Annotated in this window: 12 protein-coding genes and 1 tRNA gene; 9 read left to right on the top strand and 4 right to left on the bottom strand. The window is 51.8% G+C overall.

The features are described 5' to 3' along the window. Positions 1 to 240: 240 nt before the first annotated feature. Positions 241 to 1,158, bottom strand: a complete 918-nt coding sequence (locus SPM24T3_RS21895) for a LysR family transcriptional regulator (protein ID WP_009639020.1) — start codon at positions 1,156 to 1,158, stop codon at positions 241 to 243. Between the two features lie 123 nt (positions 1,159 to 1,281). On the opposite strand from SPM24T3_RS21895, the gene SPM24T3_RS21900 reads away from it, so the two are divergent. From SPM24T3_RS21900 to mltB, 3 genes are all read left to right on the top strand, one after another. Further along, positions 1,282 to 2,700, top strand: coding sequence for an aldehyde dehydrogenase family protein (locus SPM24T3_RS21900; protein WP_009639021.1), 1,419 nt, complete (start codon positions 1,282 to 1,284; stop codon positions 2,698 to 2,700). Between the two features lie 150 nt (positions 2,701 to 2,850). Then, entirely contained in the window at positions 2,851 to 3,192 is a 342-nt protein-coding gene (locus tag SPM24T3_RS21905) for a zinc ribbon domain-containing protein YjdM (protein ID WP_009639022.1), read from the top strand. Between the two features lie 200 nt (positions 3,193 to 3,392). After that, positions 3,393 to 4,472 carry a lytic murein transglycosylase B gene (gene mltB / locus SPM24T3_RS21910; protein ID WP_009639023.1) on the top strand — a complete coding sequence of 360 codons (1,080 nt, stop codon included), beginning with the start codon at positions 3,393 to 3,395 and terminating at the stop codon, positions 4,470 to 4,472. A 49-nt stretch (positions 4,473 to 4,521) separates the two neighbouring features. On the opposite strand, the gene SPM24T3_RS21915 is transcribed toward mltB, so the two are convergent. Genes SPM24T3_RS21915 through SPM24T3_RS21925 form a run of 3 tightly spaced genes read right to left on the bottom strand, consistent with a single transcriptional unit; the run spans position 4,522 to position 7,997 of the window. Further along, positions 4,522 to 5,205: a cysteine hydrolase family protein gene (locus SPM24T3_RS21915; RefSeq protein ID WP_009639024.1), complete on the bottom strand. Its 684-nt coding sequence runs from the start codon at positions 5,203 to 5,205 to the stop codon at positions 4,522 to 4,524. A 12-nt stretch (positions 5,206 to 5,217) separates the two neighbouring features. Next, on the bottom strand, positions 5,218 to 6,516 hold the full coding sequence (locus tag SPM24T3_RS21920; protein WP_009639025.1) for a cytosine permease: 1,299 nt from the start codon (positions 6,514 to 6,516) through the stop codon (positions 5,218 to 5,220). A gap of 44 nt (positions 6,517 to 6,560) precedes the next feature. Beyond that, the gene (locus tag SPM24T3_RS21925) at positions 6,561 to 7,997 is read right to left on the bottom strand and encodes an amidase (RefSeq protein WP_009639026.1); all 1,437 of its coding nucleotides are present in this window, start codon (positions 7,995 to 7,997) and stop codon (positions 6,561 to 6,563) included. Positions 7,998 to 8,425: 428 nt separating this feature from the next. On the opposite strand from SPM24T3_RS21925, the gene pncC reads away from it, so the two are divergent. The 6 genes from pncC to SPM24T3_RS21955 all read left to right on the top strand — a co-directional run bounded on the left by pncC (position 8,426) and on the right by SPM24T3_RS21955 (position 14,448). After that, positions 8,426 to 8,920: a nicotinamide-nucleotide amidase gene (gene pncC / locus SPM24T3_RS21930; protein WP_009639027.1), complete on the top strand. Its 495-nt coding sequence runs from the start codon at positions 8,426 to 8,428 to the stop codon at positions 8,918 to 8,920. A 126-nt stretch (positions 8,921 to 9,046) separates the two neighbouring features. Further along, positions 9,047 to 10,111, top strand: a complete 1,065-nt coding sequence (recA, locus tag SPM24T3_RS21935) for a recombinase RecA (RefSeq protein ID WP_009639028.1) — start codon at positions 9,047 to 9,049, stop codon at positions 10,109 to 10,111. Between the two features lie 112 nt (positions 10,112 to 10,223). Continuing rightward, positions 10,224 to 10,823 (top strand): recombination regulator RecX, encoded by a 600-nt coding sequence (gene recX, locus SPM24T3_RS21940; RefSeq protein WP_009639029.1) that lies wholly within the window; start codon positions 10,224 to 10,226, stop codon positions 10,821 to 10,823. 138 nt (positions 10,824 to 10,961) lie between these two features. Beyond that, a complete protein-coding gene (gene alaS, locus SPM24T3_RS21945; protein WP_009639030.1) occupies positions 10,962 to 13,589 on the top strand; it encodes an alanine--tRNA ligase in 2,628 nt (875 codons plus the stop codon). 254 nt (positions 13,590 to 13,843) lie between these two features. Beyond that, positions 13,844 to 14,029 (top strand): carbon storage regulator CsrA, encoded by a 186-nt coding sequence (csrA, locus tag SPM24T3_RS21950; RefSeq protein ID WP_009639031.1) that lies wholly within the window; start codon positions 13,844 to 13,846, stop codon positions 14,027 to 14,029. A gap of 326 nt (positions 14,030 to 14,355) precedes the next feature. Beyond that, positions 14,356 to 14,448 (top strand) — tRNA-Ser (locus tag SPM24T3_RS21955). Positions 14,449 to 14,455 lie beyond the last annotated feature (7 nt).

Consider the following 14,455-nt stretch of genomic DNA (forward strand, 5'->3'; position numbering starts at 1 on the left):
TTAACGTTTTTGTGATTTGAACTGTGACCAACAGACCTGCGGCAAGTTCGTAAAATCATCCCTGAGGCAACATCACAAAAATCAATTTATTGCGTGAATTCATAGAGCTAACATCTGGAAGACTCTTAAATTTTTGTGCTGCTATAGTAGCCCAAGCACGGCAAAACTGACACCCGTAAACTGGAATGCGCCTCGAAGATTTGCAAATATCAAAATCGATCGATGCGTTTTAATTCCGATTTAAACACCGCTTGCTGATCGTTGGCGATCTCGCAGTTCATGCACCAAATCGATCAACGCTTTCAATCCTGGCGGAATATGGCGGCGGCCGGAATAGTAGAGGCGCAGCCCGTCAAACGATGGGCACCAGTCTTCGAGCACGCTGTGTAGATTGCCATTGACCAAGTCTTTTTCTATGAACCAGCTTGAAATAAAGGCCAGCCCGATACCGTTGCGCGCTGCCTGTCGAATCGCGCGTAACTCATTGAGGACGACGCGGGTGGGCATGTTGATCGTAAACTTTTGCTGGTGGCGCTCCAACTCCCAGTGATAAATCCCGCCGTGTGACATGCGCATGCCAATGCCCAGATGATTCGCCAAATCGTCCGGTGACTGCGGCTTGCCGCGAGCCGCGAAATATTCCGGGCTACCGACAATCAGCATCCTCATCGGAGGGGTTAAGGGAACGGCAATCATATCCTGCGGCACAGACTCGGCAAGGCGGATACCGGCGTCAAACCCTTCGGCGATGATATCGACCATTCGCGGCTCGGTCGCAATATCCAGACGCATATTCGGATAACGTTGCAAATATTCACGCAGCAACGGCTCAAACAAAATCATGGCTGATTCAGGAGGGGCGTTGATGCGCAATGTGCCGGTTGGCGTTTCAGGTAAAGTGCTGATCTCTTCTGACGCGCGTTGGATTTCGGCCAGCGCCGGGGCGATGCGCTCGACGTAGCGACGCCCGGCTTCGGTCAGCGAAACGCTGCGGGTGGAGCGATTAAATAGCCTGATATTTAGCCGTGTCTCAAGACCGGCTATGGCATTGCTGACCGCCGTGGCAGACATACCCAGCTCGCGGGCTGCCGCACGAAAGCTGCTGCGCTGCGCAACCGCCAGAGTGACTTCCAGTTCTGTTAGCCCGGTGCGATGCATAAAAGATTATCCTGATTTTCGGTATTCCCCGTACAGCATAACCCCGCTTATCAGAGCAACAAAGCCTTCTTATACTCCTTGTCATCAAGCAGACGCCAGCTCGGCGTCGTAAAGGAGAACATCATGCAGCACATCGATAAAATCTATATCAACGGTGAATTTGTCACGCCGCACGGCACCGAGTTGTTTGAGCTGTTTAATCCGGCGACCGAGGAGGTGATCGGCACGGTACGAATGGCGGATGTTGAAGATACCCAGCCCGCGATTGCCGCTGCAAAAGCCGCGTTTCCGGCCTGGTCCCGCACCACTAAGCAACAGCGAGTTGAGTTTCTGACACGTATGCATGCTGCCGTGGTCGAGTGCGAAAACGAACTGTTAGAAGCGATTATCGAAGAATATGGCGCGCCTGTCGCCCGTTCTAGCTGGATGGCGACTTACCCGGCAGACGTAATTTTGCAGGCTATTGAAGCGCTGGAGTCTTTCGAATTTGAAGAGCAGGCGGGAGCGGCGCAGGTAATTTATTCTCCGGTTGGAGTGGCAGGATTGATTACGCCATGGAACAGCGACGCCGGTTTTATCTGTAACAAGCTGGCGACGGCGCTGGCTGCTGGATGTACTGCGGTCATTAAACCTAGCGAAATGAGTGCGATGCAGACTCAAATCATCACCCAGGCACTGCACAAGGCAGGGCTGCCAGCAGGTGTCTTCAATATTGTCACTGGCCGTGGTGATGTCGTCGGTGCTGAAATCAGTCGCCACCCAGATATCGCCAAAATATCCTTTACCGGCTCGACGGCGGTAGGTAAGGGGATTGTCGAGAGCAGCGCGGCGACACTTAAGAGAGTGACGCTTGAACTCGGCGGCAAATCTCCGACCATTATTCTTGACGATGCAGACGCCGCTACGGTCGTGCCGATGGCGCTGATGGCCGGTTTTGGCAATAGTGGTCAAGCCTGTATTGCCGGAACCCGTATTCTGGTGCCGCAAAGCCGTTTAGGTGAATTTGAACAGGCTTTTGCTTTCGCTGTTACTTACATTAAGTCTGGCGATCCTCGCGATGAAAGCACTGATATTGGGCCGATGGTCAGCCGCAAACAGTGGGAAAGGGTGCAGGGTTATATTCGTCTGGGCATTGAAGAGGGAGCTAAAGTGCTGATTGGCGGCGAAGGGCGTCCGCAGGGATTTGACAAAGGCTGGCTGGTAAAACCTACGATATTTACCAGTGCAAACAATCAGATGCGTATTGCCCGTGAAGAAATTTTTGGACCGGTGCTGGTGATCATTCCTTATCTGGATGAGGACGATGCTATTGCCATCGCCAATGATACTTCCTATGGTTTGAACGCCATCGTTCTGAGCGGAGATTTGCAACGCGGAATCAGCGTGGCGCGGCAAATCGAGACTGGCCGCGTGTTGGTAAATACCTTTGCGCATGAGCCAAAAGCGCCATTTGGCGGCGTTAAGCAGTCTGGCCTGGGCCGCGAAATGGGTAAATGGGGGCTTTCTGCTTACCTGGAGCCAAAAACGCTGTTGGTCGGTTAAATCCTATCGCTGATTACCCCGTGCAAGGCCGCCGGGGTATGCACAAACCTCATAAAAAGCTAAAATCCTTTCAAATAAAGACAGACAAATATTGTGGTCTTTTATTTTCGGAGTTTTCATTTTTTTTATAATAATTATTAAGAGGTTAGCGTGCAATCATTACCCCCTTGTCCAAAGTGCAGTTCTGAATTTACCTGGCAGGAAGGCGAGCAGTTAAACTGCCCGGAATGTGGACATGAGTGGTCTGCCAATGCTAATGCAGGGGCAGAAGATGAATCATTGATAGTTAAAGATGCCAACGGAAACCTGCTTGCCGACGGCGATTCGGTGACGGTTATCAAAGATCTCAAAGTTAAAGGCAGCTCAACACCTTTGAAGATGGGTACCAAAGTAAAAAGCATCCGCCTGGTTGAAGGTGATCACAATATTGACTGCAAAATTGATGGTTTTGGACCGATGAAGCTGAAATCTGAATTCGTTAAGAAAAACTAGTCCTCTCGAGTCAATCTCTGTCGGCAATGAGTTATCACGGCCCTTGGTTGATAGTTTTGGGCCGTAAAATGACAGGTTCTTTGTCAACGGAGTATTCCTGCTGCAATTTGATTAAAATCCTTTAAACATTCCTTTTGTTCGAATCAAACAATGCATTAACATGATCATCTACCTTTATTGTATCGCCAAACGGATGTCTGATGCGTTATCTGGCCACCCTTCTTCCTATGGTTGTTCTGCTCTCAGCCTGTAGCAGCACGCCAAAACATAATACTGCGCAGGGCACGGCCCCGAGTGGCGGATTTTTAAATCCTCCTTCGCAGAATGGCTTCTTTACCAACGGTGCCAATGGCGATTTTGCCGATAATCCAGCCGCGAACGCCTTCATTGACAAGATGGTGCGCGAGCACGGATTCGACCGCCAGCAGTTGCAAAACACTTTCGGCCAGACGAAACGTCTGGACTGGGTATTGCGCTTGATGGACCGTCAGGCTCCGACCACGCTACCGCCTTCAGGGCCTTATGGCGCGTGGATCCGTTATCGCGGCAAGTTTATTACGCCAGATAACGTGCAGAATGGCGTCGCCTTCTGGGATCAGTATCAGGACGCGCTGCAGCGTGCCTATCAGCAATACGGCGTGCCGCCGGAGATTATTGTCGGGATTATCGGTGTTGAAACTCGTTGGGGCAGGGTGATGGGCAAGACGCGTATCATCGATGCGCTGGCGACGCTGGCGTTTGACTACCCGCGCCGTGCCGATTATTTTGCCGGTGAGCTGGAAACCTTCCTGTTGATGTCGCGGTCTGAAAATGACGATCCGCTGTTGCTGCGCGGCTCATTTGCCGGTGCGATGGGCTATGGGCAGTTTATGCCGTCAGCGTTCAAACAGTTCGCGGTAGATTTCGACGGTGACGGGCACATTAACCTGTGGGACCCCATCGATGCTATCGGTAGCGTCGCCAATTACTTTAAAGCGAATGGCTGGGTCAGTGGCGAGCCGGTTGCGGTGCAGGCCAGCGGACAGGCGCCCGGGCTGGAAAACGGTTATCAAACCAAGTATTCCGTCTCCACGCTGTCTTCAGTGGGCCTGATGCCACTCGGATCGCTTGGCGGTTATCAGCAGGCTAGCCTTTTGCGTCTGGATATGGGCACGAGCTATCAGTATTGGTATGGTTTACCAAACTTCTACGCGATTACGCGCTACAACCACAGCACGCAGTATGCAATGGCAGTGTGGCAGCTGGGTCTGGCAGTCAAGCAGGCACGCGGCGGATCATAATGAAGATGGCGGCCACAGTGGGCCGCCATTTTTTTAGCTATTCCTCGATTCAGGCCAGCGCTTGCAGTACCGCTGCCGAATCCGCCACTGCCCCGAAAACTCCGCCCTGCATTTTTACCATCGCTAACGCCGCCAGATGATTGGCCGGATCTGTAGCCGCGCAGCAATCAGCAACCAGCAAACATTCAAATCCGCGATCGTTGGCTTCACGCAGGGTGGTGTGAACGCACACGTCGGTCGTGATGCCCGTCAGCAAAAGGTTGGTTATTCCCTTTGTGTGCAACACCAGCTCCAAATCGGTGGCATAAAACGAGCCTTTGCCCGGTTTGTCAATAATGATTTCTCCTGCTAACGGTTGAAGCTCGGGGATAATTTCCCAGCCCGGCTCGCCGCGTACCAGAATTTTGCCACACGGGCCATCGTCGCCAATCCCCGCGCCAATCTGCCGTGAGCGCCAGCGCTTGTTGGCGGGCAAATCTGCCAAGTCTGGTCGGTGGCCTTCGCGAGTATGAATGATGGTATAACCGGCGCTGCGCATCACGCCCAGCAAATCGCCAATCGGTGCTATCGGGGCGCGGGTCAGGGCAATGTCATAGCCCATGGTGTCGACATAACCGCCGACGCCGCAAAAATCGGTCTGCATATCAATAATCACCAGCGCAGTGTTGGTCGGACTGAGCTGGCCATTGTAAGGCCAGGCATAAGGCGCGGATTCTATGTAGCGTTTGTTCATTGGCTTTGCCCCTTATGCAGTAACCAGTTTTTTGGCAGTCATTGACTGAATGATCGAGTAAGCCACGCCGCCAGCGATCATGCCGATCAGAGCCTCGCCGAAGTCGGGGAACCACAGGTGAGCAATCGATGCGCAAACTGTGCCGATGGCCCAGGATAAAAACGCACTGCCGCGATAATGGCTTTCGGCGCGCGCGCTGTTGATATGGCCGAGGAATAACAGGTCAACAATCATCACCGCGCCGATAGGGGGCACGGCTACGCCCAGCAGGCTCAGCCAGTTGAGGAAATAGCTCCATACGCCAATCACTGCCAGCACGCCGCCAATTACGCCGAGAATAATGGTCCACAGGCGCATTTTACTGTTCAGCAAATGGCTATAACCCACCGCGCCGTTGTACAGGCAATGGGTGCAGACTGATCCAAGATTGATAAACACGAACAGCAGGGCCAGCAGGTTCAATAGCACATTATGACCGACCAGCAGATGCAGGAAATCGCCGCCGTTTTGAGCTGGGTTAATTCCCGCACCTGCCGAAACAATTACCACCCCAGACAGCAACGAGACGACGTTAGCAACCGGAAAAGCCGAGAAAGTGGCGGCTACGGCTGATTTACCGGTTTGTGACCAGCGGGTGAAATCGGCGGTCATGGTGCCCGAATCGGCAAAACCGGCAATCACCATCGTCATGGCAATCCCCATCGTGATACCACCTGCGGTACCTTTATATTGCGTCACCTGACTTAAATCAGTGTGTTGTGAAACAAAATACAGCGCTGCCAGGCCCAGGATCACAAACATGGGTGCTGCAATCATGCCGATGATCGACAGGGCGCGCACGCCGAGGAAAGTGACACCAGTGTAAAGCACGGTGGCGAGCACGATCACCCACGAGGTGTTCCAGCCAAAAGTGCTGTTGACGATGGTGCCGGTGAGGCCGGTCTGGAAAGCGTACCAGCCGATTACCACGGTTGAAAGAAATGCCGAGGTAATGATGTAACCCCGGCTGCCAAAAGTTTTACGTGCCTGCATCGCGAAGTTAAGTCCGGTTTTACCCGCCAGATAACTTAGTGCGCCAACATAGGCAAACAGCACCAGATTGCCGAGCAAAATGGCAATAATTGCCCGCCAGAACCCAAGATTGTAGGCCATGATGCCGCCAAAAACGGCATTGGTAAGAATCATGGGGAAACCAAACCACACCGCTGAAACTGAACGGGTCGAATGGCGATGAGAAAGTGGCACTGCTTCATTTTCGAATTCTTGTTCCAGCCCGATGGCCGTATCCTGCCGAGTGATGTTTTTGCTCATGGTGTTGTTCCTGAAAAATGTGGCAACAAGGGAAAACGGGACCTTCAGCGGCTGAGGATCGGCGGCAACCGATCATTCCAGCCACAGACTTTTTCAAACGCTGCACTGGCGCGTAACACCAGCGCATCATCAAGATGTCGGCCAATAATTTGCAATCCCACCGGCAACCCTTGCGCGGTAAATCCGGCGGGGATCGAGGCGGCAGGCTGGCCGGTCAAATTTATCGGGAAGACAAAAGCGAGCCATTCACTTGGCGTGACCTTGCGGCCATCAATCATCTCGGGGCTTTCTATATTGACCGGGAAGGGCGGCGTCGCGAGAGTCGGTGTCAGCAGCAGGTCGTAGCGCTGCATAAAGCGCCACATTTTGTTGACCACCGCCTTGCGTTGCATGTTGGCATTGGTAAACATTTCGGCGGTCCAGTCGGTGTTAAGCATCGCGACCAGATGGGGAGACATACGACTGCCAAAGGTTTCCAGCAGTTTGCGCATGCCGGTGAGGTCAGTTTCCTGAGCCACAAGCGCGGCAAAAGTGTCTTTAGGATCCTCAAAGCCGGGATGCGCTTCTTCTACGACGCAACCGAGATCACGCTCGAAGACTTTTACTGCCTTACCGACGATCTCGCGGACCTGCGGATCCACTGCTGCGTAGCCCCAGTCAGCGCTGTAGGCAACGCGCAGACCTTTAAGACTGCCTTTAAGCGCACCGTTCCAGTCAATATCGCTGGTGGGAATTGAATGACGATCGCGCGAGTCAGGCCCGGCGATTACGGAAAGCATCAGCGCTGCATCGGCGACGCTGCGGGTCATTGGGCCGATGTGTTCCAGCGATTCCCAGCTGGAGATGCCGGGATAGCGCTCGTCGCGGCAGCCGGGATACAGCGGCACGCGGCCCATCGAGGCTTTCATGCCAAATATGCCACTGTGCGCGGCGGGAATGCGTACCGAACCGCCGCCGTCGCTGCCTAAAGCCAGCGGGCAAATTCTTGCTGCGAGTGCCGCCGCAGAACCGGCGCTAGACCCGCCGGTGGTCAGGTCGGTATTCCACGGATTACGGGTTGTTGGGAACACCGGATTGTGCCCGGTGCCGCTGTAGCCAAATTCCGGGGCATTGGTTTTGCCGAGAATAATGGCCCCCGCAGCCTTAAGCCGTTCTACGGTAATGTCGTCTTCGTCAGGAATAAAATTTTCATAAATCCACGAACCAGAGACTGTTTTGATCCCTTTGGTACTGATCAAATCTTTAATCGCCACGGGAATTCCTGCCAGCGGGCCGACTTCTTCACCACGCATGATTCGTTGCTCGATGACTTTGGCCTGCGCCAGCGCACTCTCTGTGGTTGGGGTACAAAAGGCATGCAGCTCGGGTTCAAGCTGTTCCATCCGCGCAATTGAAGCAGACACCAGCTCCACCGGAGAAAGGCGCCTATCGCGAATATTGGCCGCAAGTGTCACGGCATCAAGCTGAAGAATATCCTGCATCGTCAAATCCACTCCCGTTACAATTCCTGGTGATAACTTGCATATTGCTAGCAATGCACGTTTCAGGCCAAAAATAGGCGTGGTGAATAAATAACCGCAAAAATATTTCTAACATCTTGTATACAGCGCGGTATTCCAGTTTGTCCGGGCAGATTGTTTTTACAACATTCGATACAGGGCGGGGCTATACAAATAAGCGATTCACCGTGGGGGTGCAGCGATCCTAAAAAGTGGTGCAGAAACAGACTGGAGCTTGAAATAATGGGAATTTGGCCCCATTTGAGAGGAGACTCGAAAGAATATTGCTAGCGGATGTTCACATTATTCATAACCTGGACGTTATCTCGTAATGTAAGGTTTAGAACCGATCCTTTAAGCCGTGAAGTGCTAACATTGCCTGAGTTCCCTTTTTTCTTGCAGGATAGACGATGACTGAAAATGATTTGCGTCAATTGAGCACCGACGTCGGTGCCGCCTTGAAATCCAAGGGCCTGTGGCTAACCTGTGCTGAATCCTGCACGGGTGGTTGGGTCGCCAAAGCTATTACTGATATTGCCGGCAGCTCTGCCTGGTTTGACCGCGGTTTTGTCACTTACAGCAACGTTGCCAAGCGCGAGATGCTCGATGTATCAGAATCCACGCTCAAAGAGCATGGCGCAGTGAGTGAACCCGTAGTGCGCGAGATGGCCCGAGGAGCGCGCTATGCGGCCGGCGCTGATTTGGCGGTATCAATCAGCGGCATTGCCGGCCCGGACGGCGGCACAAAAGATAAACCGGTTGGCACTGTGTGGTTTGGATTTGCCGATGAAAACGGTCGAATTTTTGCCTGCAAAAAGAATTTTTCTGGGGATCGCGACGCAGTGCGTTTGCAAGCTGCTGTTTTTTCACTACAAACTTTGCTAGACGAGTTTTTGAAAAAATAGGCTTGATACTGTATGAGCATACAGTATAATTAGTCTCAATTACCTGCATCTGTACTTGCATCCGACAACAACATTCAGTGACAACGACGTGTGGCTTCACACAACTCGTCACGCGAAGGAGTGAAAATGGCTATTGATGAGAACAAGCAAAAGGCGTTAGCTGCGGCACTGGGCCAGATTGAAAAACAATTCGGTAAAGGCTCCATCATGCGTCTTGGCGAAGATCGCTCCATGGATGTTGAAACGATTTCTACCGGCTCTCTGTCTCTGGATATCGCACTTGGCGCAGGTGGCTTGCCAATGGGCCGTATCGTCGAGATTTACGGTCCAGAATCATCAGGTAAAACAACGTTAACTCTGCAGGTTATCGCTGCCGCTCAGCGCGAAGGCAAAACCTGTGCGTTTATCGATGCCGAGCATGCGCTTGACCCAATCTATGCCAAAAAACTGGGCGTAGACATCGACAATCTGCTGTGTTCCCAGCCGGACACCGGCGAGCAGGCTCTGGAAATCTGTGATGCCCTGACTCGTTCAGGCGCGGTTGACGTTATTATCGTTGACTCGGTAGCGGCACTGACTCCAAAAGCAGAAATCGAAGGTGAAATCGGTGATTCTCACATGGGCCTTGCGGCACGTATGATGAGCCAGGCGATGCGTAAACTGGCCGGTAACCTGAAAAATGCCAATACTCTGCTGATCTTTATCAACCAGATCCGTATGAAAATCGGCGTGATGTTCGGTAACCCGGAAACCACTACCGGTGGTAACGCGCTGAAGTTTTATGCTTCTGTTCGTCTTGATATCCGCCGTATCGGCGCAATCAAAGACGGCGACGTAGTAGTAGGCAGTGAAACCCGCGTTAAAGTGGTCAAGAACAAAATCGCTGCACCGTTCAAGCAAGCCGAGTTCCAGATTATGTACGGCGAAGGTATCAACATTAACGGCGAACTGGTTGACTTGGGCGTTAAGCACAAGCTGATTGAGAAAGCCGGTGCATGGTACAGCTACAACGGTGAGAAAATCGGGCAGGGCAAATCTAATGCCAGCAATTTCCTGAAAGAAAACCCGAAAATTGCTTCCGAGATCGACAAAAAGCTCAGAGATATGCTGCTGAGCGGCACTGGTGAACTGAGTGCGGCTGTCACAGCTGAAAGCCTGGATGACAATGCTGAAACCAGCGAAGAGTTTTAATACTCTCTGCTGAACCTGCCGGGGAATCTGGCAGGCATTAAGCTAAAGGCTATCGCCTTCCAAAAAACAGCCTGCAAAACGGGCTGTTTTTTTGCTTTATAAGGAATCAAGCATGACGCAGGATACCGAAAACTATCAGGAATCTTCGTCGTTGTTCTCAACGGCGAAGGACGACCAGGCGAAAAAACTCAATAACCTGATTGCCCGTGCAATGCGGCTGTTAGGCCAGCGAGACCACGGTGAAGCCGAGCTGCGGCGCAAATTGTTGACTCCTCCACAACCTTTTTCCCGACCTTCCTCCTACAAAGCGCGACAAAATCCTGATTCACGCCGCCAGGCGGTGCCCAAAGAAGTTGAAGAGATTGACCCGGAACAGGTTGAAGAGGTTATCGCCTACTGCTATCAGCATGACTGGCTTGATGATGCCAAATTTGCCGGGCGCTATATTTCAGGGCGCAGCAACCGTGGATTAGGCGCACAGCGCATTCGATCCGAGCTGACACAAAAGGGCGTCGATAAAGAAATCATCACCCAGGCGTTGGAAGAGTGTGAGGTTGACTGGTGCAGTAAAGCCTACGAGTTGGCGACGCACAAATTTGGCCAACCTTTACCGACCGAGTGGAAGGAAAAGTCGAAAGTATTACGTTATTTGCTCTATCGCGGTTTTTTTCAGGAAGAAATTCAGTCTATTTATCGCGATTTTGAGGAATGATTGCATACGGGATTTTACTTCCCAGCGAAGAAATTTTATCTTATCCCCACTTTTTGTTCGTGAGCGACAAAGTAAGCAGGCCGTTATCACGCTAATCTTGCTCACGGGCCGACCTTTTAGCCTTATTCCGGGACATTTATGAGCAAGAGCACCGCTGAGATCCGTCAAGCGTTTCTCGATTTCTTCCATAGTAAGGGACACACTGTTGTCGACAGCAGCTCGCTGATCCCTACTAATGATCCGACATTGATGTTTACCAATGCCGGTATGAACCAATTCAAAGACGTTTTTCTGGGCCTGGACAATCGCGATTACAATCGTGCTACCACGTCTCAGCGTTGCGTACGTGCCGGCGGCAAGCACAACGATCTGGAAAACGTCGGCTATACTGCACGTCACCATACCTTCTTCGAGATGCTGGGTAACTTCAGCTTCGGCGATTACTTCAAAGAAGATGCGATTAAGTTTGCCTGGGAACTGTTGACCGGTGAGCATTGGTTTAACCTGCCTAAAGAGAAACTGTGGGTTACCGTCTACGCTACCGATGACGAAGCTTACGACATCTGGGAAAAACAGATTGGCGTGCCGAAAGAGCGCATTATTCGCATCGGCGACAACAAAGGTGCTCAATACGCGTCAGACAACTTCTGGCAGATGGGTGATACCGGTCCTTGCGGCCCTTGCTCCGAGATTTTCTACGATCACGGCGACCACATCTGGGGCGGTCCTCCGGGCAGCGCAGAAGAAGACGGCGACCGTTATATCGAAATCTGGAACCTGGTATTCATGCAGTTCAACCGCCAGGCGGACGGCACTATGCTGCCACTGCCTAAGCCATCTGTTGATACCGGAATGGGTCTGGAGCGTATTACAGCGGTGCTGCAACACGTTAATTCCAACTACGACATCGACCTGTTCCAGAAACTGATCGCTGCAGTTGCACAGGTTACCGGTGCGACCGACTTGAACAACAAGTCGCTGCGCGTGATTGCCGATCATATTCGTTCTTGTGCTTTCCTGATTTCCGATGGCGTGATCCCTTCCAATGAAGGGCGTGGCTACGTGCTGCGTCGCATCATTCGTCGTGCGGTTCGTCATGGCAACATGCTTGGCGCCAAGGAAACCTTCTTCTATAAGCTGGTTGCGCCTTTGGTTGAAGTCATGGGTTCTGCGGGCATTGAACTCGCTAAACAGCAGTCTACCGTCGAACAGTTGCTTAAAACCGAAGAAGAGCAGTTTGCTCGCACTCTGGAACGCGGATTAGCGCTGCTGGATGAAGAGCTGGCTGCGCTGAAAGGCGACACTTTGCCGGGCGATATCGTTTTCCGCCTGTATGACACCTTTGGCTTCCCGGTCGATCTGACTGCTGATGTTTGCCGCGAGCGCAATCTCAAGATTGACGAAGAAGGCTTCGAGAAGGCAATGGAAGTCCAGCGTAACCGCGCACGCGAGTCCAGCGGTTTCAGCGCTGACTACAACAGCATGGTGCGAGTGGACGGCGTCACTCAGTTCTCGGGCTACGAGCACGTTCAACGCCAGTCTAAAGTGGTTGCCCTGTTTGTTGACGGCCAGCCAGTTAACGAAATTGAGGCGGGTGTAAACGCCATTGTGGTCCTCGACGATACGCCTTTCTATGGCGAATCAGGTGGCCAGGTTGGTGATAAAGGCGTATTGAAAACATCTGCCGGTGAATTTGCGGTGGGTGACACGCAAAAATACGGTAAGGCGATTGGCCATCAGGGCGTTCTTAGTGCCGGTAAGCTGGCGATTGGCGACAGCGTAGAGGCGGATGTCGATTCTGCTCGCCGCGACCGTATTCGTCTGAACCACTCTGCTACCCACCTGCTGCATGCTGCGCTGCGCCAGACTCTGGGCAAGCACGTTGCTCAGAAGGGTTCTTTGGTTAACGATAACTACCTGCGCTTTGACTTCTCGCACTTTGAAGCGATGAAGCCGGAAGAGATCCGTCAGGTAGAAGATTTGGTAAATGCGCAAATCCGTCGTAATCTGCCTATCGAGACCAAGATCATGGCGCTCGATGATGCAAAAGAGAAGGGCGCAATGGCGCTGTTCGGCGAGAAGTACGAAGATAACGTTCGCGTGCTGTCGATGGGCGACTTCTCTACCGAGTTGTGTGGTGGCATACACGCCAGCCGTACCGGTGATATCGGCCTGTTCCGCATTCAGAGTGAATCAGGTACTGCAGCAGGCGTACGCCGTATCGAAGCGGTTACAGGCGAGAATGCGATTAATACGTTGCACCAGCAAAGCGATTTATTGCAGGACGTTGCGCATCTGGTTAAAGGTGACGTGAACAGCGTTACTGACAAGATTCGTTCTCTGATGGAGCGTTCACGCCTGCTGGAAAAAGAGCTTCAGCAAGTGAAAGACCAGCAGGCGGCGCAGGAAAGTGCTTCACTGTCTGGCCAGACCAAAGAAGTCAAAGGCGTCAAACTGCTGGTGAAACAGCTTGATGGCGTAGAAGCAAAAATGCTGCGTACTATGGTCGATGACCTTAAGAATCAACTTGGCTCTGCCATCATTGTGCTGGCTACTGCGGCTGAAGGTAAGGTAAGTTTGATCGTTGGCGTGACAAAAGACCTGACCGATCGTGTCAAAGCCGGTGAGTTAATCGGAACGATTGCGTCCCAGGTCGGCGGGAAAGGCGGCGGTCGTCCTGATATGGCTCAGGCGGGCGGTACCGATGTACAGGCTTTGCCAGCGGCGCTTGGCGGTGTCGAAGCCTGGGTATCTGAAAAGCTGTAGTCATAAAATCAGTAACAGTGAAAACGCCATAATCTCTTGTCTATTATGGCGTTTTCAGTCTTAACGACCGGTAAACTCTTACTATTTAAGTCACGACTTCGCCGATTTCGGCTAAACTAAAATTACTCACAGCTAATGTATAAGGCTGACATACATTTTATGTGGGGGTCATGGCTTACGTTTCTTCAGCATATGATAGATAATGCTTAAGATACTGAGAGACCCGACTCTTTTAATTTTCCAAGGAGCAAAGAATGCTTATTCTGACTCGCCGAGTTGGTGAAACCCTCATGATTGGCGATGAGGTAACGGTTACCGTATTAGGCGTTAAAGGTAATCAGGTACGTATTGGTGTGAATGCGCCAAAAGAGGTCTCTGTTCATCGTGAAGAGATCTATCAGCGTATTCAGGCTGAAAAATCTCAACAGACGAGTTTCTAATTTATCAGGCGTCTCGTCTTTGGCGAGGCGCTGATGAAACTTCAGCACGGTTTTACGTGTTACCTTCTCGTTTTGTCTCTATTCTTCAAAAACTTTTTTCCCTTCTGTCATTCTTCACGCAACTCTTTTTACTGATTAAACATTGGTTTTTGCCCTTTATAGCTATTATTTTGCCGGTAATCTGCTCAGGTTGAGTGGGAATTGTCCAAACAGGCGATTCTTGGGAAAAAAGGGTTTGACTTATAAGTGCGGGAAAGTAATATGTGCGCCACGCAGTGCCGATGAGCTTAAACAAAGTTAGTCAGCACAATTCGAAAGAAGCGTATGGTGAGGTGGCCGAGAGGCTGAAGGCGCTCCCCTGCTAAGGGAGTATGCGGTCAAAAGCTGCATCCGGGGTTCGAATCCCCGCCTCACCGCCATTTAAGA

Origin of the sequence: Serratia sp. M24T3 (assembly GCF_000257645.1) — a bacterium.
Lineage (GTDB): Bacteria > Pseudomonadota > Gammaproteobacteria > Enterobacterales > Enterobacteriaceae > Rouxiella.

Bases quoted from the DNA above. Each gene is read 5' to 3' on its own strand.
- SPM24T3_RS21900 (WP_009639021.1), top strand. From the start codon at position 1,282: ATGCAGCACATCGATAAAATCTATATCAACGGTGAATTTGTCACGCCG.
- csrA (WP_009639031.1), top strand. From the start codon at position 13,844: ATGCTTATTCTGACTCGCCGAGTTGGTGAAACCCTCATGATTGGCGAT.
- SPM24T3_RS21925 (WP_009639026.1), bottom strand. From the start codon at position 7,997: ATGCAGGATATTCTTCAGCTTGATGCCGTGACACTTGCGGCCAATATT.
- SPM24T3_RS21920 (WP_009639025.1), bottom strand. From the start codon at position 6,516: ATGAGCAAAAACATCACTCGGCAGGATACGGCCATCGGGCTGGAACAA.
- recX (WP_009639029.1), top strand. From the start codon at position 10,224: ATGACGCAGGATACCGAAAACTATCAGGAATCTTCGTCGTTGTTCTCA.
- SPM24T3_RS21915 (WP_009639024.1), bottom strand. From the start codon at position 5,205: ATGAACAAACGCTACATAGAATCCGCGCCTTATGCCTGGCCTTACAAT.
- mltB (WP_009639023.1), top strand. From the start codon at position 3,393: ATGCGTTATCTGGCCACCCTTCTTCCTATGGTTGTTCTGCTCTCAGCC.
- alaS (WP_009639030.1), top strand. From the start codon at position 10,962: ATGAGCAAGAGCACCGCTGAGATCCGTCAAGCGTTTCTCGATTTCTTC.
- recA (WP_009639028.1), top strand. From the start codon at position 9,047: ATGGCTATTGATGAGAACAAGCAAAAGGCGTTAGCTGCGGCACTGGGC.
- pncC (WP_009639027.1), top strand. From the start codon at position 8,426: ATGACTGAAAATGATTTGCGTCAATTGAGCACCGACGTCGGTGCCGCC.
- SPM24T3_RS21895 (WP_009639020.1), bottom strand. From the start codon at position 1,158: ATGCATCGCACCGGGCTAACAGAACTGGAAGTCACTCTGGCGGTTGCG.